The sequence below is a fragment of the Streptococcus sp. 2100 genome, from assembly GCF_013276335.1.
Classification (GTDB): domain Bacteria; phylum Bacillota; class Bacilli; order Lactobacillales; family Streptococcaceae; genus Streptococcus; species Streptococcus pseudopneumoniae.
Genome location: NZ_VMKV01000014.1, coordinates 35,296 through 56,943, shown reverse-complemented (window position 1 = coordinate 56,943; position 21,648 = coordinate 35,296). Strand labels below are relative to the sequence as shown.

At 39.6% G+C, this 21,648-nt stretch carries 22 protein-coding genes, 1 tRNA gene, 1 pseudogene and 1 riboswitch; of the genes and pseudogenes, 3 read left to right on the top strand and 21 right to left on the bottom strand.

Translation table 11 applies throughout. From position 1 onward, the window contains the following. Positions 1-165: 165 nt before the first annotated feature. The 17 genes and pseudogenes from gtfA to HT669_RS02290 all read right to left on the bottom strand — a co-directional run bounded on the left by gtfA (position 166) and on the right by HT669_RS02290 (position 16,070). Positions 166-1,583, bottom strand: a pseudogene (gtfA, locus tag HT669_RS02370) (sucrose phosphorylase). 8 nt (positions 1,584-1,591) lie between these two features. Beyond that, a complete protein-coding gene (locus tag HT669_RS02365) occupies positions 1,592-1,912 on the bottom strand; it encodes a PTS lactose/cellobiose transporter subunit IIA (RefSeq protein WP_000343789.1) in 321 nt (106 codons plus the stop codon). Between the two features lie 13 nt (positions 1,913-1,925). Next, positions 1,926-3,239, bottom strand: a complete 1,314-nt coding sequence (locus HT669_RS02360; protein WP_031222412.1) for a PTS sugar transporter subunit IIC — start codon at positions 3,237-3,239, stop codon at positions 1,926-1,928. Between the two features lie 10 nt (positions 3,240-3,249). After that, the gene (locus HT669_RS02355) at positions 3,250-3,552 is read right to left on the bottom strand and encodes a PTS sugar transporter subunit IIB (protein ID WP_001020606.1); all 303 of its coding nucleotides are present in this window, start codon (positions 3,550-3,552) and stop codon (positions 3,250-3,252) included. Positions 3,553-3,564: 12 nt separating this feature from the next. Further along, complete coding sequence (locus HT669_RS02350) at positions 3,565-4,995, bottom strand: 6-phospho-beta-glucosidase (protein WP_001062961.1); 1,431 nt, start codon at positions 4,993-4,995, stop codon at positions 3,565-3,567. A gap of 148 nt (positions 4,996-5,143) precedes the next feature. Beyond that, entirely contained in the window at positions 5,144-5,896 is a 753-nt protein-coding gene (locus HT669_RS02345) for a MurR/RpiR family transcriptional regulator (protein ID WP_023932686.1), read from the bottom strand. An 8-nt stretch (positions 5,897-5,904) separates the two neighbouring features. Continuing rightward, entirely contained in the window at positions 5,905-6,627 is a 723-nt protein-coding gene (locus tag HT669_RS02340) for a MurR/RpiR family transcriptional regulator (protein WP_000493321.1), read from the bottom strand. 529 nt (positions 6,628-7,156) lie between these two features. Beyond that, positions 7,157-8,512, bottom strand: coding sequence for a 23S rRNA (uracil(1939)-C(5))-methyltransferase RlmD (rlmD, locus tag HT669_RS02335; RefSeq protein ID WP_000914557.1), 1,356 nt, complete (start codon positions 8,510-8,512; stop codon positions 7,157-7,159). Positions 8,513-8,585: 73 nt separating this feature from the next. Then, positions 8,586-9,560 carry a DUF1002 domain-containing protein gene (locus tag HT669_RS02330; RefSeq protein ID WP_172933616.1) on the bottom strand — a complete coding sequence of 325 codons (975 nt, stop codon included), beginning with the start codon at positions 9,558-9,560 and terminating at the stop codon, positions 8,586-8,588. Between the two features lie 73 nt (positions 9,561-9,633). Beyond that, on the bottom strand, positions 9,634-10,248 hold the full coding sequence (gene pmp23 / locus HT669_RS02325; RefSeq protein ID WP_000476369.1) for a cell wall hydrolase Pmp23: 615 nt from the start codon (positions 10,246-10,248) through the stop codon (positions 9,634-9,636). Beyond that, the gene (locus HT669_RS02320; protein WP_031222414.1) at positions 10,248-11,222 is read right to left on the bottom strand and encodes a nucleoid-associated protein; all 975 of its coding nucleotides are present in this window, start codon (positions 11,220-11,222) and stop codon (positions 10,248-10,250) included. Before HT669_RS02320 ends, pmp23 begins: the two co-directional genes overlap by 1 nt. 7 nt (positions 11,223-11,229) lie before the next feature. Continuing rightward, positions 11,230-12,486, bottom strand: a complete 1,257-nt coding sequence (gene glyA, locus HT669_RS02315; protein WP_023938113.1) for a serine hydroxymethyltransferase — start codon at positions 12,484-12,486, stop codon at positions 11,230-11,232. A 62-nt stretch (positions 12,487-12,548) separates the two neighbouring features. After that, positions 12,549-12,980, bottom strand: a complete 432-nt coding sequence (locus tag HT669_RS02310; protein WP_000942969.1) for a GNAT family N-acetyltransferase — start codon at positions 12,978-12,980, stop codon at positions 12,549-12,551. A gap of 1 nt (position 12,981) precedes the next feature. Continuing rightward, positions 12,982-13,584 carry an L-threonylcarbamoyladenylate synthase gene (locus HT669_RS02305; protein WP_000969285.1) on the bottom strand — a complete coding sequence of 201 codons (603 nt, stop codon included), beginning with the start codon at positions 13,582-13,584 and terminating at the stop codon, positions 12,982-12,984. Beyond that, complete coding sequence (gene prmC, locus HT669_RS02300) at positions 13,568-14,404, bottom strand: peptide chain release factor N(5)-glutamine methyltransferase (RefSeq protein WP_000599420.1); 837 nt, start codon at positions 14,402-14,404, stop codon at positions 13,568-13,570. The genes HT669_RS02305 and prmC overlap by 17 nt, the downstream gene beginning before the upstream one ends. Next, positions 14,404-15,483: a peptide chain release factor 1 gene (prfA, locus tag HT669_RS02295; RefSeq protein ID WP_172922175.1), complete on the bottom strand. Its 1,080-nt coding sequence runs from the start codon at positions 15,481-15,483 to the stop codon at positions 14,404-14,406. Before prfA ends, prmC begins: the two co-directional genes overlap by 1 nt. Further along, positions 15,480-16,070 carry a thymidine kinase gene (locus tag HT669_RS02290; protein ID WP_000068143.1) on the bottom strand — a complete coding sequence of 197 codons (591 nt, stop codon included), beginning with the start codon at positions 16,068-16,070 and terminating at the stop codon, positions 15,480-15,482. The genes prfA and HT669_RS02290 overlap by 4 nt, the downstream gene beginning before the upstream one ends. 122 nt (positions 16,071-16,192) lie before the next feature. On the opposite strand from HT669_RS02290, the gene HT669_RS02285 reads away from it, so the two are divergent. Continuing rightward, positions 16,193-16,375 carry a 4-oxalocrotonate tautomerase gene (locus HT669_RS02285; RefSeq protein ID WP_001117401.1) on the top strand — a complete coding sequence of 61 codons (183 nt, stop codon included), beginning with the start codon at positions 16,193-16,195 and terminating at the stop codon, positions 16,373-16,375. A gap of 137 nt (positions 16,376-16,512) precedes the next feature. Next, positions 16,513-17,886: a tRNA uridine-5-carboxymethylaminomethyl(34) synthesis GTPase MnmE gene (gene mnmE, locus HT669_RS02280; protein ID WP_023938116.1), complete on the top strand. Its 1,374-nt coding sequence runs from the start codon at positions 16,513-16,515 to the stop codon at positions 17,884-17,886. Positions 17,887-17,931: 45 nt separating this feature from the next. On the opposite strand, the gene dapA is transcribed toward mnmE, so the two are convergent. The 4 genes from dapA to HT669_RS02260 form a co-directional block, all read right to left on the bottom strand. Continuing rightward, positions 17,932-18,867: a 4-hydroxy-tetrahydrodipicolinate synthase gene (gene dapA, locus HT669_RS02275; RefSeq protein WP_023935945.1), complete on the bottom strand. Its 936-nt coding sequence runs from the start codon at positions 18,865-18,867 to the stop codon at positions 17,932-17,934. Positions 18,868-18,922: 55 nt separating this feature from the next. Continuing rightward, positions 18,923-19,999, bottom strand: a complete 1,077-nt coding sequence (locus HT669_RS02270; RefSeq protein WP_000542464.1) for an aspartate-semialdehyde dehydrogenase — start codon at positions 19,997-19,999, stop codon at positions 18,923-18,925. Between the two features lie 342 nt (positions 20,000-20,341). Continuing rightward, a tRNA-Thr gene (locus tag HT669_RS02265) sits at positions 20,342-20,414 on the bottom strand. A 100-nt stretch (positions 20,415-20,514) separates the two neighbouring features. After that, positions 20,515-21,024 (bottom strand): QueT transporter family protein, encoded by a 510-nt coding sequence (locus tag HT669_RS02260; protein ID WP_000737071.1) that lies wholly within the window; start codon positions 21,022-21,024, stop codon positions 20,515-20,517. Continuing rightward, positions 21,022-21,118: riboswitch (PreQ1 riboswitch) on the bottom strand. (Overlaps the previous gene by 3 nt.) Positions 21,119-21,146: 28 nt before the next feature. Here HT669_RS02260 and HT669_RS02255 point away from each other — a divergent pair. Then, entirely contained in the window at positions 21,147-21,578 is a 432-nt protein-coding gene (locus HT669_RS02255; RefSeq protein ID WP_000743002.1) for a GtrA family protein, read from the top strand. The last annotated feature ends 70 nt before the right edge of the window (positions 21,579-21,648 follow it).

Below are 21,648 nucleotides of genomic sequence, written 5' to 3'. Positions count from 1 at the left end.
AGCAGTTTAATTGACTGTTCCTGTTTTTTTATTACAAATATTCTCGAACAATTATCGTCACAACAGAATATAATTCATAGTTTACGTTTAAGTACTATTTTGTTACTAACTAGCTAACAAAAAGAGTGAGGAAATCAAACGTTTCCACCACTCTTTTGTATTCTATTATAGATAAATCGATGTTCTTTCACTATCTATTTTCTCTGTAATTTCAAATGATTTATCTTTCAGATTAGCTCTTAATTCTGCCACTGTATTGGCATCGGTATTGGTCCAACTGATGTGGATAGTATTAGCGTCTTCCATGTCAACAGTAAACTCTCCATCAAATGCTGCGCTGCTATTACGGAATTTGAGCAGATTGAACAAGGACAACTGGGCGTTGAACTTCTCGCTCAATTTCTTCCAAATCATAATAGTGACGGTTGATGTTGCGGCCTTCTTTGGTTGATTCGAGCAATTCGATATCATTTTCTCCTGCCAACAAGCCAACGTAGTAAATCTGCGGAATACCTTGTGCAAAACATTGAAGCACACGTGCCAAGAGATAGGCTTGGCCATCATTTCCTAAAACTGAATAGTAGGTACAATTTATCTTATAAATATCCAAATTGTTGTAGTCCTCTGTTTTGACATTTGCTCCTTGGGCATAGAGGGCTTCTCTTGTCACCTCTGTTTCCTCATCTGTCAGCAAGTCCTTGACATCGACCACTCCGTGTCCAAGGTTGTAAATTGCTTGCGAGGGCAGATTTCCATCCAGTGAACAAGACGGTTGACATTACCTGAATAAAGAGCATGAAGAACCAGCATCGGAAGGGCAAAGTCATAGACATAGTAGTCTTGCTCAGCGATTTTTTGCTGAATGGTGTAATGTTCATGAATTTCTGGAAGAATTTCCACTCCTTTTGGTGCCAATAGCTGACGCGGAAAATGAAGCATTTCCCAAATATCTGGCTCAACAAAGAAACAGTTGGTGCCGATTTTCTTATTGGCGTAGGCAAAGGCGTCCAAGCGAATAATGGAAGCTCCGTGGTCCGCCAGCTGTTCCAGATTTTCCTGAATAAAGCGACGAGTTGTTTCTGTTGTCACATCGAGGTCGATCTGTTGCTCATCAAAGGTACACCAAACTTTTTCCTTACTACCATCAGCAAACTTGGCAATGCGATAGGGAGCACGTGGCTTCCGTTTGTAAATCAGGTCTACATCTTCCTGAGTCGGCCCACTGTTTGGCCAAAAATTTTTGTAGCGGATAAACAAATCCGCATAGGCAGACTCATCTTTCTTTTCTAGGAAATCAAGGAAAAAGGCGACTTGGCTGAGATATGGTTAATCATGAAATCAAACATGAGGTAGTAGTCTTGACTGAGTGCCTCAATATCGCTCCAATCTCTAAAAGCCTCATCAACCTTGGTATAGTCCATGGGTGCAAACCCGCGGTCGCCTGACGATGGAAAGAAGGGAAGAATATGGACCCCACCGACCACATCTTTCAAAGGGCCTTCTAAGACCTACTTCAAGTCTTTCAGATTTTTTCCAAGACTGTCTGAATAGGTAATTAACATTGCTTGATTTTTTACTTTCATAACTTGCTCTATTTACCTTCCTCAAAGCGTTTATAGACTGCTATAAATTCCTCAGCAATCGTTCTAAAACCTTCTGCACTCATTAACTGATCCTCAGCGTGCATCAGAAGTAGACCTGTTTGGCTTAATGCCCCATTCATTTCTTTTGTCAAAAGTGAGTGGTGAGCATTGTGTCCCTGTACAAATGCTTCTTCGCCTTGTTTAATTCTATCTTTAGCCTGCTCGAATTCACCCTGCTTAGCCAATTGAATAGCATCGATGTACATAGATTTTGCTGTTCCTACATAGGTGATAATTTGAAAACACACTTCGAGTACTTTTTCGTCCATTTTAATACCTCTCTTACCAATCTTCGTCTTCTAAATCGCTTGTTTCTTGCATTACAGCTTGTAAAGCTTGTTTATCCATCTGTTTAATAAATGGATAATAAACAAAGAAAGACATAACCAAAATAAGTGTTTGCAACAAGGCTGTTTTCCAACCACCGATGATAAATCCTGAAATAATTGGAGGACAAGTCCACGGAACTTGAACGGCACCATACATAGGTGTCAGTCCAAAATAAATCGCTGAATACTGGATGATACAAGATAAAATAGGCGTTAATATAAAGGGAGTTGCTAAAACTGGGTTCATTACAATCGGCAAACCAAAGAGCACCGGCTCATTGATATTAAAGATGGCTGGAACCATTTCAAGACGTCCAAGAATTTTTAGTTGTTTTGATTTTGCAAATGCAACCATGTAAACTACCAAACCAATCGTAATCCCGGCACCTGTAACATTGATAAATTGATCAAAAAATTGAATCGTCACAATATGACCACCATTGGCTAGATTTAATTCAAGGCCCTTATCTAAAATGGCTTGGTTTTCCAAAGCATTCGCCTGTAGCAAGCCACTCATGATGCCACCAACTACAGTTGAGCCGTGCACCCCAAACATCCATAAGAATGGTACAAGGAAACACATAAGCACCGCACCAAACAATGAGTCAGTCAAGCCTTGCATTGGTGTTTGAATAAGATTATAAATCATTTCAATCGTTGTGACCTTAAACAATTGTTCAACAAGTCCGACAAAGATCGTTGCCGCTGTGATGATAACAGTAGCAGGAATCAAGGCTGAAAATGCGTTGGCTACACCAGTTGGTACGCCATCTGGCATTTTGATTTTGATATTTTTCTTCAAAAACCAAGAATAGCTTGCTCCTACAATCAAACCAACGATAATGGCACCAATCATCCCTTTCCCGGAAGTCCAATCCTTCAGAATAATGTTACCAACTACATCCCCATTTTTAGAAATCAAACTGGAGGGCTGGATTAGCAAGAAAACTGCTAGGGCAATGACACCTGCCCCAAGCGGCTCCTGTTTTTCTAGCTTAGCATAGGTATACGCAATCCCAATGACTGTTACAATCGCACTGATATTAAAGGTTGCACCAATTGCTTGATTGAGAACAGGGGTAATACCACTAGTTTCTAACATCGTTGCTAGAGCTGGAACTGGAAGATTGGCCAAGATAAGAAAGATGGAGCCAACAATCAACAATGGCATAGAGAAAACAATACCATCTTTTATCGCTGTTACACCTTTGGTATTGACAAAGGCCATCATCCCATCAACAAACTTTTTAATCAGTTTATCCTTCATCATCTTCTCCTTATTTTTTCATCATGTAAGCTTGTTTAAGAACTGCCATACCGTTTGCAGTGCCATAATCAGCCATTGCAATCACTTCTACAGGAACATTGTGAGAAGCACAAATTTCTTTTGCTTTTTCAAGTTGGAAACCAACCTGTGGGCCTAATAGAGCCACATCAATATCTCCAACTCTTTGTTCCAATTCACTGATGGAATAAGCTGCAATTGTTGCATCTTTCCCTTTTTTCTGAGCCGCTTCTTTCATTCGCTCAACCAAAATACTTGTTGACATACCTGCTGCACAAAACAATCCAATATTCATTTTAATTACTCCTTATAATTCGTTTCCATTTGATGTAATCACTTTTTGATACCATGTAAAGGAATCTTTCTTCATTCGTTGCAAAGTTCCTTCGCCATTATTATTCTTATCGACATAGATAAAGCCATAACGCTTCTCCATTTCACCTGTACCAGCACTAACAATATCGATACAGCCCCAAGGGGTATAACCAATGACATTTACGCCATCTTCTTCAATCGCTAACATCATTTGTTCAATGTGTTGTTTGAGGTAATCAATGCGGTAAGAATCATGGATTCCATCAGGCTCTACCTTATCATAAGCACCGAATCCATTTTCAACTATAAAAAGCGGACAATGATAGCGATCGTATAAAAGATTTAAGCTATAGCGTAATCCCTCAGGATCAATCTGCCAACCCCAATCGCTTGATTCAATATAGGGATTTTTCTTAGTATAAACATCTTTGAAAAGTTCTTCTGTTTCCTCAGATGCTGTAGCAGTCACTGTATCACTCATATAGTAACTCAAGCCAATATAATCTACACAACCTTCTTTTAGAGTTTCTAGATCTTCTGGTAAAATATCCAGTTTGATATTATTTTTTCGACAAAAGGCCTCGATATAGTAAGGACGCTCTCCAAAAACATGAAGATCTCCATAGTGAAATAAACGATGCTCCATTGCCTTCTGGCTAGCAAGTATATCTTTTGTATCACATGTATTCGGATAAAATGGTACCATTGCCAGCATACAACCAATTTTGAAATTTTTATTGATTTTCCGACCCAATTGTACAACTTTTGCAGAAGCCACTGACTGATAATGGATAACCTGCTGTAGTACCTCAACTGGATTTTCATCTTCTTGATAAATGACACCAGAATTAGTCCATGAGCACCAAGGAACATTAATTGCACCTTGATTATTGATCTCGTTAAAGGTCATCCAATACTTAACTTTGTCCTTATATCGTTCCATGACGACTTCCGCAAAACGAACAAAGAAATCAATCAACTTGCGATTACGCCAAGCACCATACTTAGTAACTAGATGATAGGGCATTTCAAAGTGACTGAGTGTGATGACCGGTTCAATTTGACGAGCTAGCAGCTGATCAAATAAATCATCATAAAATTTCAACCCTTCTTCGTTAGGTTCTTCTTCATCTCCATTTGGGAAGATACGAGTCCAGGCAATCGAAGTTCGAAAACACTTAAATCCCATCTCAGCGAATAATTGTATATCGTCCTTATAGGTTCTGTAAAAATCTATTGCATCATGATTCGGATAATATTCGTCAGGTAAGACGCCATCAGTAATCTGTCGAGAGTGGGTAGCACTTCCAACCGTCATCACATCGGCTATCGAAATGCCTTTTCCACCTTTATCATATCCTCCTTCAATTTGGTGAGCAGCAACTGCCCCACCCCATAAAAAGCCTTCTGGTATTTTTGCCACTTTACCAATCCTTTCTGTATTTTGTACTAGCGCTATGAACAAGTCTATTTTATAACATACTGTATCTGCTGACAATAGATATTGAGATAGAAAATAAATGTACAGTCGAACAATATTTGTTACATAAAAAAAACAAGAGTTTTCACTCCTATTTTTTTAAATAAACTTGGTAACGTAAGGATTCTAAAAAATAGACAACTGGAATCTGAGTGGTCAAATTAGTGGAACGTAGCGAGGAATCTGCGTAGGCAACTGGCATAAAGTAGGATAAATTTATATCCGATAGCTGTGATAAAGTGGAAATATCTGTATTTGTCAGACTAACAATCTTAGCATTTCTTTCTTTGAATCCCTGTACCAGAGTTAGAACTTCTTCTGTCTCACCGCTGACACTTAGAGCAATAACCAAAACATCCTCCAAATTAGAATGATGCAATTTCAGAGAATAAAATGGGTTAGTAATAGCAAAGCTAAGAATACCGATTCCAGAAAAAAGATATGAGCCATATTCTGCCAAACTTAGACTAGTACCCACCCCTAAAAAGATAACTTGTTTGGCTTGAACGATCAAGTCTGCTATCTCTGATAGTTGTTTTTTTAAAGCTTCATCTTGGACACTAGTCTGTAAAAATTGTATTGCTGGAATATCAATAGGAAAGTAGTGACGATGTTTATTTTCCTTATCTTCCGACCTTGACAAAGCATATTTTAAATCATTGTAGCTATCAAATCCCATCTTTTTCGCAAAACGAATGATGGTTGTTGTCGATAGATTTATAGATGTCGATAGCTCTCTGATAGTCATCGTAGCAACTTTATCTCTATGTTGCAATATAAAATTATACACGCTTAATTCACTATTATTTAGCCCTTTTACTTTATGATAATCAAATAAATTCATAGACACCCTTATGCTTTTGTAGTATATAGTTGTTTCATTAACATTTCAATAATAAGAATAACAGGTACCTGCGTCGTAATATTAAACCCATTTAAAAATAATTGAGGAACATGATAGGTTATGGAGCAATCAGATAGCCTTGACAATGTTGATTCCAATGTATTTGTGATGGCAATAACTGGACAACCTTTTTCCTTTAATTTTTGTACAATTTTCAATGTTTGAGAAGTCTCACCAGATTCGGATAAGGCAATGACACAAGTTTTTTCCATACTGTTTTGTAGCACTGGTTGCCAAGGATCTTCAATACACATACTAAATTTGCCAATATTTGAAAAATAGCGCGCTCCATATCGACCTAAAGTTCCAGAGGAACCAATTCCGACAAAAACAATCTGTTCAACTTTCTTTAAGATTGCCACAGCCTCCATAATCAGCTGCAAAAAAGTATCTTGCTCAGTATAATCAATGAATAGCTTCAAAGAATGATTGTTTTGATTGTTTAAAATAATTTGCTCATTTTTTAAATATTCTTTATAAGCAATCTTAAAATGGCTATATCCATCAAATCCTAGATGCTTGCAAAATCGTTGTACGGTTCCAACTGATACATGTGCAAGTTGGGCCAATTCCTTGATTGTCATAGAGGATATATTTTCATTTTCTAAAATAGTTGTATAAATAGCATTTTCTAAGTCGTTAAAACTTGCTACAACCTCATAACTAAACATATAATTCCTTTTTCTATCTCTATTGATTTGCTTACAATGTAACAAAAAACTAATAACCAAAGTGTTCCACACTAAAATAATGGAGAGCATAATGGCTATAAAACCAAGTCAGCATTAAAATCTATTAGAAAACCAGACGAATCAGATTTGTCTAACGAGACATGGTTAAGAGAAAATACTTTAAAACAGTATTGCCTTATGTCCTAGATTATATCATATTTTTGAGCATACTTTGAGTATTGTTAGTTAATTGACTTAAAAGAAACATAACAAGAGCTTATCTCTATTAAATTGTATCAATTTCAATCGCCCATTCTGGAGATATGTAAGGTGTGGACGTTTCTATTCCCACAATCTCCTTGTCAATGGAAACAAACACGTACCCACAGGGTAAATGGAAATAGAAACTGATAATTTCTAGCTATCACTTCTATTCATTCCAAAAATTTTCTCACTCTGATACTTCCCCACGCCAATACAAAAAGCCTTGCAATCAAGGCTTTTCGTTATCCCTTTCATTCAAAGGTTTCTAGGTTTTTACGAGCAGAGCAACACACTCCACGTGGTGCGTCTGCGGAAAAAGATCAACCGGCTGGACTTTCTTCAATTCATATCCCAATTCTTGGTAGAGTTTGATATCACGCGCCATGGTTGCGACATTACATGAGATATAGGCGATGCGGTTAGCTCCTGTTTGGGTACTAGCTTTGATAAAACTCTCGGTGAGTCCTTTTCTTGGTGGATCAACTAGGATAAGGCTTGGTTGAATTCCATCTTTAAGCCAATTCTTCATGGCGTTTTCAGCTGTGTCACAGACATAGTTGGCATTTGAAATATTGTTCAGTTGAGCATTCTTCTTACTATTCTCAACCGCTTCTGGAATTACTTCAACACCATAGACTTCCTTGACGTGTTTCGCAACAGAAATACCAATCGTCCCGATACCAGAATAGGCATCAATGACCACATCATCTTCTTTTAATTCAGCAAAGTCAATAGCTGTTTGATAAAGTTTTTCAGCCATTTCAGTATTGACTTGATAAAAGGCAGGGCCAGCGATTTGGTAGTCATTTCCCAACATCTGGTCAGTGATAAAATCTTGTCCATAAAGCGTACGCCATTCCTTACCAAAAATAGCATTAGTGTTCTGGTCATTGATATTTTGCATAACAGACACAATCTCTGGAAACTGCTTGATGACTTGTTCAATCAATTGGTCAACACGAAAAACTTTGGGACGAGTTGTCACCAAAATGACCATGATTTGCCCTGAATAGTGCCCACGACGCACCACAAGATTTCGAATCAAGCCAGATTGTTCCTTTTCATCATAAGGTTTCAAATCATAACGACGTAGCAAGTCACGTAGACCTACTACTACCTCATCAATCACAGAATCTTGTATAAAGAAATCTTCCAAAGGCATGAGGTCGTGGGAATTCTTACGGAAAAATCCTGTTTCCAAAACACCATTCACTCGACGAACAGGGACCTGTGCTTTGTTACGGTACTTGACTGGATTTTCCATACCTAAAGTTTCAGCAACCTCTATATCATCAATTCCAGCAATCTTATATAGACTGTCTTTGACTTGCTTGGTTTTAAACTTGAGCTGTTCTGGATAGGCAAGATGACCTAAATCCGCGATTCCTGAACGCAGGTAAGCCAAATCTAAATCTTGATTACGGTGTGGTGATTGGACAAGGTATTCTTCAACTTTCCCAAAACCAATCTTTTTATTAACCTTGAGGACACGCATAAGGATTTTTTCACTCGGTAAAGCATTCTCAACAAAAAATACCAAACCATCCACCTTGGCAACTCCTGCCCCTTCATGGGTCAAGTCAACAATCTCAACTTCTACAATATCATTTTTCTTTAACATTATTTTCTCTTTCTATTGGCCGACAAAAAAGACGGCAACGTTAGGGTTACCATCTATTATACCATGAAATTTCTTAAGAACCAAAACTCTTGAAGAAGTTGACAATGGCTTGCCAGAGGGAACTTAAGAAGTTCCCACCGTCCTCTAGCGCCTTATCAGCATCAAAGTTAAGGTTGATATTTTTAAAACTGTCGCCAGCTTGTGAAACAATACTTTGTTTAAGGTCATTTAGAGTTTTAGTGAAGTCTGTATTGCTAAGAATATCACTTTTTGAGAGATTCAAAGCAAAATTGATGATGATATTGATTTGGTTTCCTGTTATAACCTGATCAAGTTTGTAATTTTTCAAGGTATCTTCAACAATTTTACGGACATCTTCCTCTGTCAGATTTCCCTTACTTTCTTTAGCTTTGGCGAGTCCTGACTTAATATCTGCTAAGGCAACGTTTAATTTATTAGCATCATAGCCTGTTTTGTCCTTGTTTTCAGCATTGATATCGGACAAAGCCTTTAGCTCTTCTTGAGCCAAATCTTTGTTGGCTTGTGGCACCTTGGCTCCATTAGCTTCTAGCGAATAATAAATCCCTGCTAAAGCACTCTCACCTGTAACTGGAATAGGGGCTGCTACAGTGATTTTAGCATGTTCCACACCCAAGGTTACTGCTGCATTTCGGTACATATCCTGAGTCACCTTAGTGATGTTCTCTAGTGTTTCAATCTTGACCTCAAGTGGCGACTTGTCACCTAGTTTTTGAATCTTGGCTGATGAATACAATTGTAAGCTAGAGTCATTGGCCACATTCATAATCTTAGAATAGACATCAGGTGTCATGGTCTTGAGTTCTTTGGTGTCTGTTGAGGCATTGTAGCCTAGTTTTTTAAGGGTTTGATTTTTTTGATCTTCAGACAATGATGAACCTAGGACATATTCAGGTTGAACATAGGTTTCATCGATAACTTTTTGAACATCTGTTGCTGCATGGGCGCTATTCATAGCTGTTACTGCCCACAAGACCGCAGCACTGGTCAGAAAGAGTTTCTTTCTCATAGGGAATTCCCTCCTTTACCTTTTTAGAGTAATATATCTATCTTAAAGAAAACTTATAACAAAAACACCTGGATTAGCCAGATGTTGAAAAGAGAGTGAAACATTTGATGATGTAAAGGTTAAGATGAACCTGCCTAGAATAGTAATAGTTTCCTCCATTTACATAAAGTTCAGCACCGTGAAAAATGGAAATAGGGTGAATATAACTATAAGTCTTTCCAGTGGTATTACCAAGCAAGGGAGCAACAGTCTCACGAGAGTACTGTTTGGCCAGAGCCAAGGTATTTTCCTTGCCATTTTGGGCGATAAAATCGATATAGGCTGGTCCAAAATTATAGGCTTGAACAGCCGTCCAGACATCAACACCCTGCTTCTGGGCCAGATAGAGATTGTCTGTCAGAGTTTGAACGCCTTGCCGAATGCTAGAGGCGTTATCATTTATGGTGTTGGTGGAACCACTGGCAGACTCACTAGACTGCATGACGTCGCCTTCTTTTCCTTTTGTTTCGGTATAAATCATAGCGAGCACAAGCTCTTCGTTTGCTGGGGTGTCTTTTTCACTCAAGATTTCTCGCACCATGGGTTGATAGGTCATAACTTGCTTAACATCTTGGTGAATGCGGTAAGCTTTATATCCAGCAAAAAGGAAGACTGCTAGTACAAGCACTCTTCGAATTCGTTTAAACATTATTTACTTTGGATATCCTCGATATTTTTGATTAAGATAGAGTAGGTTCCATTGTCGTTTTGGATAAACTCAACAGACTCGGCGTCTTGATAGACGTTATTGGGAACGATGAGCTCAATTCCATTTGACAAGGAAAGTTTTTGATTTTCAAATTTCTTTAATTGGCGACTGGCATCAATTTCATCAAATTGAACAGGTTCTGGTACGGCTTCTTTGACTTGGTCAATAAAGCTCAAACGAGCCGTCAGATTGTTGTCAAAAAGGTCATTGGCCAGTTTCTCTGGTGACAATTCATTGCTTTCTTCTAGGTTGTTGAAAATCGCTGATTTGACCTTGGATTGAAATTGAAAATCATCTGTGTTAAAAGTCTCAGCAATGCGCTGTGCTGTTTTTTCCAATTCCTTGATAGATTTCTTAGGAGAAATCTTAGGAGCGACAGCAAGAAGATTATCTGAAAAATAGTTCAAGAAAGCCCCGTTATACTTGATTCGTTTTTCAATCAGATGGTACTTGCGACTCTGAAGATTAACCACCAAGGCCTCATCAGCCCCTGTTCCAAATCCAGGCAGGTTATTCTGAGTCAGCTTGATTGGATTATCAACTTCTCCTCCGAGGTGAGTCAAGGTCTCACGCAGGGCAATTCTCAAGAAAGCGAAATGTTCCACACCTTCTTTAGACAATTGCACAAAAATCAAGTCATTGGTCTTGAGATTTTCAGAAATGCTAAACTCCTCTTTCCAGAGATTAGCCAGTGTTACTGATGTCTCCAATAAATCGTCTGTGATGTGATTGAAGAAGGGATTTTCTTCCTCGAAAATCCCAGTCTTGGCTTCATCTGAATACACACGTTCAATTTTTTTACGCAGGTATTCTTCGATTTTTGGAGTAATATTGAGAAGCTTATCCGCTAGGAACAGCTCGGTATCATCCGGACTGAACTGGTGAATAATGGCTTTCTTAATATAAATGTCCATAAAAGTTTTAGTCCTCGTATAATGGGAAGGCATCTGTCAATTCTTTGACTGCACTTCTCACTTCTTCTAATACAGCCTCATTTTCTGCATTTTTAAGGGTTTTAATGATGAGTTCAGCCACTTTGCGACTTTCTTCTTCACCAAATCCACGTGCAGTAATGGCTGCTGCTCCGATACGAATCCCACTTGTCTTGAATGGTGACAAGGTTTCGTAAGGGATTGAATTTTTATTTAGGGTAATATTGACTTCATCCAGCAAGTTTTGAGCAACTTTTCCGTTTTCTACAACCTTAGTCACATCAACAAGGAAGAGATGGTTTTCAGTTCCACCTGAAATAATACGGAAATCAGGGTCTTGCAAGAAGACATCTGCCATAGCCTTGCTGTTCTTAATTACATTGGCAGCATATTCCTTGAAGGCTGGATCCAAAACTTCTTTGAAGGAAACTGCCTTAGCCGCCACAACATGCTCTAAAGGACCGCCCTGAATACCTGGGAAAATAGCTGAATTGATTTTTTTAGCAAGTTCTTCGTCATTGGTCAAAATCAAACCACCACGAGGTCCACGAAGGGTTTTGTGGGTCGTTGTTGTAGTGATATGAGCGTATGGTACTGGGCTTGGATGAAGGCCAGCCGCAACCAAACCAGCGATATGAGCCATATCTACCATGAGCTTAGCACCAACGGCATCTGCAATTTCACGGAATTTTGAAAAGTCGATAATTTGAGAATAGGCTGAAGCACCTGCTACGATCAATTTTGGTTTTACTTCTTGGGCTTGCTTCAATATAGCATCAAAGTCCAATAATTCCGTTTCAGGATCTACACTATAAGAAACAAAGTTGTAGGTTTGACCTGAGAAGCTAACTGGAGCTCCGTGGGTCAAGTGTCCACCTGCTGCTAAATCCATCCCCATAACGGTATCACCTGGCTCAATCAAGGCCATGTAAGCCGCACAGTTGGCTTGGCTTCCTGAGTGAGGTTGGACATTAGCAAATTTTGCACCGAAAATTTCTTTTGCGCGTTCAATAGCAAGAGTCTCTACCACGTCTACCACATCCGTTCCACCATAATAACGGCGGCCTGGGTAACCCTCGGCATATTTGTTTGTCAAGATAGACCCTTGAGCTGCCATAACAGCCTTGGAAACTACGTTTTCCGAAGCAATCAACTCGATATTATTCTGTTGGCGTTCTTCTTCTTTGGCAATAGCATTCCAGAGATCAGCATCGTATGCTTTAAAATCATCTTTGTCAAAAATCATAGGTCTTCTCCTTTTATTGTGTGACTAGTCCATTAGTTTAATTTTCTTATTAGAAAATCAAACTAAAAGATGCGAATAAACCGTTTCTGCATTTTATCACAAGTATAACCAACTTTTTCATAAAATGCATGAGCACCCAGACGATGATCGGCAGAGTTTAAGCGGATAAACCCATAACCACGTCTTTTTGCTTCTTCTTCCAACCCTTGTAATAAGCTTTTACCAATACCTTGACCTTGCGCTTGAGGTGAAACTGCTAAAGCTAAAATATTAAATCCTGCTTTAGAATAAAGTGATTCATAGACCTCAGCGTGGACATATCCAAGCAAGGCATGACTAGCTTCATTCTCATAGCCAAGTAGGAAATGATGGGAATCCTGAGATAGTCTAGCAAATTGACTAGCCGTGTCCTCTGGACTAAAAGAATAACCCAAAGCCTCTTGGTTGATCTCACATATAGCGTTCACATCAGTTTCTCTTAAATCTCTTAGCATCTCATTCCTCCTCAAAAGAAATCTCTGGCAACTGAGCAAGAATATCTTCTCGCTTAATGGCCCCTTGGCGTAAGATTTTCACCTTGTCTCCAGACAAGTCCAAAATAGTCGAATCCTGTCCAGTTAGAAAAGCATCGTCTTCTAGACCCAAAACCTCTTGGTCAAAATCCTTCAGAATTTGTTCAAAGGTTACACCACTTGACTGACCTGAAATATTGGCAGACGGCCCAATCAAGGGTCCCGTCTCTCTAATCAAATCAAGCGTGATGGGATGACTAGGCATCCGAAATCCCACCGTTGCGAGACCCGAATTGACCCAATAGGGAACTCGGTCATTAGCTTCGAGAATAATGGTCAAGGGACCTGGTAAAAAGGTCTCTACAAGTTTTTGAAGATAAGTTGGCTGATTCTTTGAAAAGTGCAAGATATCCTCTAAAGAGGCAATATTGAGATTGAGTGCCTTGTCTCTGGGACGACGTTTAATCTGGTATACATGATTAACTGCTTTTTCGTCTAGAGCCTTGGCAAAAAGACCATAAACAGTCTCTGTAGGCAGAACAACAGCTCCACCCTTTTCCAACTCTTGCCTAATCCTGTCCATCATCAACCACAACCATCCTATCTTGACCAAATTGATCCTTAAGCGTTCTTACACGTTTTTCAGGAAGATGCTTCCTAAAAAGTTCAGGAACACTTTGACCTTGCTTGTATCCAATTTCAAGGTAAATCTTACCACCATCTTTGAGATAGTCTTTTGCATCTTCCGCAATTCTACGGTAAATAGCTAGGCCATCCTCGTCTGCAAAGAGAGCTAGATGAGGCTCCGAATGCAAAACATTCAAGCCAACCTCTGACTCATCTTCACGAGAGATATAGGGTGGATTGGAAACAATTATATCATATTTTTCAGAAATTTCTGTAAAACAGTCAGATTTTTTTAAAAATATTTGAAGATTTTGATTTTTAGCATTTTCGTTAGCTAAATCTAAAGCATCTTGGGAAATATCTGCTGCTGTCACTGACCAATCTGGTCTATTTTTTGCTAGAGCGAGAGCAATAGCTCCACTACCTGTCCCGATATCTAGGACCTTAAGATTTTCTTCAGAATTTTCAGCCAGGATAAGCTCGACTAATTCCTCTGTCTCTGGACGGGGAATCAAAACCCGCTCATCAACTTTTAACTGCATTCCATAAAAATCTGCCTGTCCGATGATATACTGTGCTGGTTTATGATCTACTAACTGTTGAAAAATTCCTTTTACAAATTGTTTTTCTTCCTCTGTTACCTCTTTCTGGAGGGCAAAAACAAAATCTGTGAAAGGAAGATTTTTCAGGCCACGATAGACAAAAGAGAGGCTTTCAGCTTCCTCTCCTTGTCTTATCAACTCTTCTTCAAAATCTGAAAATAATTGAGCTAATATCATTATTTATTTAATTCTTCTAATTTTTGTGTTTGGTCATAGAGCACCAAAGCATCCACAACCTCATCCAATTTACCAGACAAAATAGTATCTAGTTTTTGGAGAGTCAAGCCGATACGGTGGTCTGTGACACGGTTTTGTGGGAAGTTATAAGTACGAATACGTTCTGAACGGTCACCAGTACCGATTGTTGATTTACGCTCAGCGTCTTGTTCATCCTGAGCAATTTGTGCAAAGTGGTCAGCAACACGCGCACGGATGATTTTCATGGCTTTCTCACGGTTCTTCTGCTGGGTACGTTCTTCCTGCATCTCAACTTTAATATTGGTTGGCAAGTGAACGATACGAACGGCTGTCGCAACCTTGTTGACGTTCTGTCCACCAGCACCAGAGGCGTGATAGATGTCGACACGAAGGTCTTTTGGATCAATGTCGTATTCAACCTCTTCAACTTCTGGCATAACAAGAACTGTCGCTGTCGAAGTATGAACACGGCCTTGGCTTTCTGTCACAGGGACACGTTGCACACGGTGGGCACCTGATTCGTACTTGAGTTTAGAGTAAACCGACTGACCAGAAACCATAGCAACCACTTCTTTAAAACCACCGACACCGTTCATAGAGGCTTCCATGACTTCAAAGTGCCAACCTTGGGCTTCCGCATACTTTTGGTACATAGTTAGCAAATCTCCAGCGAAAAGTGCCGCTTCGTCTCCACCAGCTGCTCCACGGATTTCAAGGATGATATTCTTGTCATCGTTTGGATCCTTTGGAAGGAGCAAAATTTTCAGTTTTTCTTCATATTCTTCTTTTTCAGCCTTGGCATCTTTGAGTTCTTGCTTGGCCATTTCTTCCAAGTCCGCATCTCCGCCTGATTCCTTAATCATCTCTTCGGCATCGACGATATTTTGAAGGACTTGTTTATACTCACGGTAGGCTATTACGGTGTCACGATTGGAAGCTTCTTCTTTTGAAAGCTCCATAAAACGCTTGGTGTCTGAAACGACATCAGGGTCACTCAGCAATTCTCCTAGTTCTTCATAACGGTCTTCTACAGCTTGTAGTTGATCATAGATGTTCATTTTTCTTCATTCTCCTTATTGATTTCAGGGGCAAAATAATGTTTACGGCAAACCGAGATATAGGTTTCATTACCACCAATCTGGATCTGTTCTCCATCGTAAACGGGCAGTCCATCCTGTGTTCGCAACACCATGGTCGCCTTTTTCTTGCAATACTGACAGATGGTCTTGATTTCGTCAATCTTGTCTGCTAAAAGCAAGAGATATTTGGAACCTTCGAACAATTCATTGCGAAAGTCATTTTTCAAGCCAAAAGCCATGACGGGTATGTCTAACTCGTCCACAACACGAGCTAGGTCGTAAACATGGTGGCGTTTAAGAAACTGGGCTTCATCGACCAAAACACAATAAGGTTTTTCTGGTAGGTCTCGGATATAGCCAAAGATATCCGTTGTTTCCTCAATCGCAAGGGCAGGGCGTTTCATGCCAATTCGACTCGACACATAGCCAACACCGTCACGCGTATCCAGAGCCGAGGTCATAATGACAACACCTTTTCCTTGCTCCTCGTAGTTATAGGCCACTTTGAGAATCTCAATCGTTTTACCAGAGTTCATGGTCCCATAACGATAATACAACTGTGCCATGTTTCTTGCTTCACGTCCATTTCTAAATTTTTGCTACATTCTAGTATATCATAATTTTCTGAAGCTTTAAACGGCAAAATGTGGTAAAATGGAAGAAATCAAAACTAGTGGAGGAAGCTATTATGCCATTTGTACGCATCGATTTATTTGAAGGACGCACGCTCGAGCAAAAGAAAGCTCTTGCTAAGGAAGTAACGGAAGCAGTTGTCCGCAACACTGGAGCCCCTCAATCTGCTGTCCATGTCATCATCAACGACATGCCAGAAGGAACTTACTTCCCACAAGGGGAAATGCGTACTAAATAAGCTAGCTTAAGCAGAATTGCTTAGGCTTTTTCAATCTCCAAGTAGCATCCATTGAAGAAATAGTTCAAATTTGTTACAATTTGAAAAGAGACTTGGAAAAATTTCCAAGAAAAGAGTTATTGATTAAAGGAAACATTATGATTACACGAGAATTTGATACCATCGCTGCTATCTCTACTCCACTAGGTGAAGGGGCTATTGGTATTGTCCGCTTGAGCGGAACAGAAAGTTTTGCTATTGCGCAAAAGATTTTTAAAGGAAAATACTTGAGTCAGGTTGCTAGCCATACACTTAACTACGGTCACATCGTTGACCCTCAAAATGGTAAGGTCATGGACGAGGTTATGGTTGGAGCCATGAAGTCTCCAAAAACCTTCACTCGTGAAGATATTATCGAGATTAACACTCACGGTGGGATTGCGGTGACCAATGAGATTCTCCAGCTAGCTATCCGTGAAGGAGCTCGGTTGGCAGAACCTGGTGAATTTACCAAACGTGCCTTCCTAAATGGACGTGTTGACTTGACTCAGGCTGAAGCCGTTATGGACATCATCCGTGCTAAGACAGACAAGGCTATGAACATTGCAGTTAAACAATTAGACGGCTCACTTTCTGACCTTATTAACAATATCCGTCAAGAAATCCTTAACACACTTGCCCAAGTCGAGGTCAATATCGACTATCCTGAGTATGACGATGTTGAAGAAGCGACTACTGCTGTGGTCCGAGAAAAGACAATGGAGTTTGAACAATTACTAACCAATCTCCTTAGAACAGCCCGTCGCGGTAAAATCCTTCGTGAAGGAATTTCCACTGCCATCATCGGACGCCCCAACGTTGGGAAATCAAGCCTTCTCAACAACCTCTTACGTGAAGATAAGGCAATCGTAACCGATATTGCTGGTACGACACGTGATGTCATTGAAGAATACGTCAACATCAACGGTGTTCCCCTAAAATTGATTGACACAGCTGGTATTCGTGAAACGGATGATATCGTTGAACAAATCGGTGTCGAGCGTTCGAAAAAAGCCCTCAAGGAAGCTGACCTAGTACTACTAGTGTTAAATGCTAGTGAACCACTAACCGCCCAAGACCGCCAACTCCTAGAAATCAGCCAAGAAACCAACCGAATTATTCTCCTTAACAAAACTGACCTGCCAGAAGTTATTGAAACCTCTGAACTTCCAGAAGATGTCATTCGCATTTCAGTCCTTAAAAATCAAAATATCGATAAGATTGAAGAGCGAATCAACAACCTCTTCTTTGAAAATGCTGGTTTGGTTGAGCAAGATGCTACTTACTTGTCAAATGCCCGTCACATTTCCTTGATTGAGAAGGCCGTTGAAAGTTTGCAAGCTGTTAATGAAGGTCTTGAACTGGGGATGCCTGTTGACTTGCTTCAAGTTGACTTGACCCGTACTTGGGAAATCCTCGGAGAAATCACTGGAGATGCGGCTCCTGATGAACTCATTACCCAACTTTTTAGCCAATTCTGTTTAGGAAAATAAGAAAAATCCATGATCCTTCATTCGGTCATGGATTTTATTGTCTTATTAGTAATCTGGTCTTAAGACACCTGTTACAGTTGCCTTGGTCGCTTCGTAGTCGCCATCTACGACGACTTTGATAATGCGTTTGGCATCTTCTTCTGGTGCTGGAACTAGAGGTAATCGAGTTGGGCCAGCTTCAAATCCCATATAGTTCAAAACTGCCTTAACTGGAGCAGGACTTGGATAAGAGAAGAGGGCATTGACTTTAGGAATGAATTTACGCTGAATAGCTGCAGCTTTCTTCATATCACTTTCTGCAATAGCAGTAAACATCTCGTGCATTTCATCCCCATTTGTATGGGATGCAACAGAAATAACCCCATCCGCACCAAGGTTCATGGCATGGAAAGCATCTCCATCCTCACCTGTATAAATCAAGAATTCTTCAGGCTTGTGCTCAATTAAGTAAGCCATATTGGCCAAGCTGGTACATTCTTTGACACCAATAATATTTGGATGATCAGCCAAACGAAGCATGGTTTCTGGAGTCAATTCGACAACCACACGACCTGGAATGTTATAGATAATAATAGGCAGGTCAGAAGCATCTGCAATGGCCTTAAAGTGCTGATACATTCCTTCTTGAGAAGGTTTATTGTAGTAAGGTACAATAGCAAGCCCAGCAGCAAAACCGCCGAATTCCGCGACTTCTTTGACAAACTCGATAGAGTCACGCGTATCATTGGTACCAACACCCGCAATCAAAGGAACGCGTCCATTGACAATCTTTTGTACAGCCGCAAACAACTCCAACTCTTCATCGTGAGTCAAGGTTGGACTCTCAGCAGTGGTCCCTGCGAGAAGAATTCCATCCGTATGATGAGCCAACAAATGCTCAATCAAGGCTGGAATAGCATCAAAGTTGATGGAACCATCCTGATGGAAGGGGGTAATAAAGGCTGTGATGATTTTACACTCTTTTAAATCTTGATAAGACATGAAAACACCTCTCTATTTCAAAGAAGGAGTTCATCTGAACTCCTAAACGATATGACTATTTTAATTCAAATTTCAATTCAGCTGTTGGACGAACCAAGCCACGTTCATGAAGAGTTTCAGCAATCTGAACTGAGTTCCAAGCAGCACCTTTGAGCAGGTTGTCTGAAACAACCCACATGTGGATTCCTTTTTCAGCATCCAAGTCTTTACGGATACGACCAACAAAGGTATCACGCGAACCAACTGCATTGATAGCTTGAGGATAAATTTGATGAGCTACATCATCTTCAAGAACAGCACCCGGGAAGGCTGCGATAGCTGCTTTGACTTCTTCGATTGGAGCCACTTCTTTTGTTTCGATATAAACAGACTCAGAGTGAGCTGATAAGACTGGAATACGAACACATGTTGCTGAAACGGCAATACTATCATCTTCCATGATTTTCTTAGTTTCCTTAGTCATCTTCATCTCTTCATAAGTGTAATCATTGTCAGTGAAGACATCAATTTGTGGAAGAGCATTGAAGGCGATAGGATAATGTTTCTTGTCACCACCTGAAGGCAAGATTTCGGCATGCAAATCACGTGGGGTTACACCATCATTCAAGACTTCACGAAGTTCACGTTGTGTCTCAAGAATTGCTCCCATACCAGCACCTGAAACTGCTTGGTAAGTTGAAACAATGATACGGTCCAAGCCCCATTTTTGGCGAACTGGCTCAAGAGCCACCATCATTTGAATTGTTGAACAGTTAGGGCAGGCAATGATCCCATTGTGGGCATCAAGTGCGTGAGCATTGACCTCTGGAACAACCAAAGGAACGTCTGGATTTTGACGGAAGTAAGATGTATTATCTACTACTACCGCTCCAGCTTTCACTGCGTATGGTGCATACTTAGCTGATGTAGAACCACCTGCTGAAAAGAGAGCAATATCAACTCCTTCAAAAGCTGTTTCAGTCGTTTCTTCAATCGTAATATCTTGATCTTTAAATTTCAAAGTCTTGCCTGCTGAACGTGCAGAAGCAAGTAAACGAATTTTATCGATTGGAAGTGTTGATTCTTCCAACATTTTTATCATCTGAGCACCGACAGCACCTGTCGCGCCGACTACAGCAACTGTATATCCCATAAATAACCTCTTTCGGAATTTTCTAAAAATTTCTATAATAGAAGTATTATACTACTTTTTCCATGAATTGCAAAGCTTTTTCATCATTTTTTGGAAAATAAAAATCCCCAGTCGTTAGACTAGGGACTAAGAGGCATCTTCATGTGATGAGCAGGTTCACACAACTCATCAAGGTCCGCTCCTGCGTTATGACCTCCTTATGCTCAATAGTAGTCCGAAGACTACCTATCGACTCATCGCATATTCTATATTACTAGAGATACTTGATTTTGTCAATAAGAAATTTTTTCGATCGAGTATAACAAAAAACTCTCGTATTCAAGAGTTTCCCTATACATATCATGCTAATTGCCGGGATTGAACCGGCGACCTCATCCTTACCATGGATGCGCTCTGCCAACTGAGCTAAATCAGCTTACTTAAGTAAGTATACTATAATCAGAAAAACTTGTCAAGTTTTCTTAGAAATTTTCCATAAGAAAAAGCCAGGTAAAGGCTACCTAGCTTGTCCTGTTCTATTTGCTTAAATCGATTCGACGACCAATTTTACCAATGATAATCGCTCCAATAATCAATGAGGCAAATTCACCAATTCCTGTTGTAAACCAAGTAAGGAAAAATGGTAATTCTGCTACAATATTTAACTCTGCAGCGATGGTAAACATGGAAATTGAAAAGAGGATTGAAAAGAAGAAATGATCTTTTCGAATCAATCCGTTAAAGAGGTAATCCTTGCTATATTTTGCAAAAAGCCAAACACCTAAACTGAGGAATACCAAGGTTGATCCGCCACCAACAAAGACATCTAGTAGTCCGAAGCTAAAGAAATTAGCAATCATACAACCGATAGTAACTCCGATGATGTACTTGGGATTGTAAAAAGCCATAAAGTTCATCATTTCTGAAATACGAAACTGATAAGCACCATAGCTGATGGCATTTAGGGGCGGTGTGACAGTCAAAACGACATAAATAGCAGCAACGATTGCAATATCTGCAACATCACGAATAGTTAATTTTTTCATTTTTTCTCCTTTGGCGGTTATCCGCGTGTAATATGCTTGGTGAAAGAAGCTAAGCACCAAGGGTTGCTTTATTCAACCTTACTAGTATAGCACAATAGCCTGCTTTATGCTATACTTAAAGCATGAAAAAACCTATTCAAAAATTTTTTAACAATGAAATCTTAGCCTATCTCTTTTTTGGCCTTGCAACAACTCTAGTTTCGATTCTCTCGCGATTGGTCATTTATCAACTAACTCATCAGGAACTTCTTGCTACGGCCTTGGCAAATATATTTGGTATCCTATTTGCCTTTATCACAAATGATAGGCTTGTATTTAAGCAAGCAAGGAAGAATCGGCTTATCCGTTTAGTGAAATTTTTTCTTGCCCGCCTTTCTACTTTTCTGTTAGACTTGTTTTTAACTTTTCTCTTTGTAACTCAATTCCCTCATATCATAGGGCAATTTGTAAACGAAAATCCTGATAAGGTAAATGCAATTGAAACAATAATTGCACAAATACTCATTATTATCATCAATTATATCTTGAGCAAGATCTATATTTTTAGAAAATAATGCTCCATTTATGAGCCTTTTAATTGCCTTCTATAATGATTTAGGATACAATGAAACACGAAACATTGAA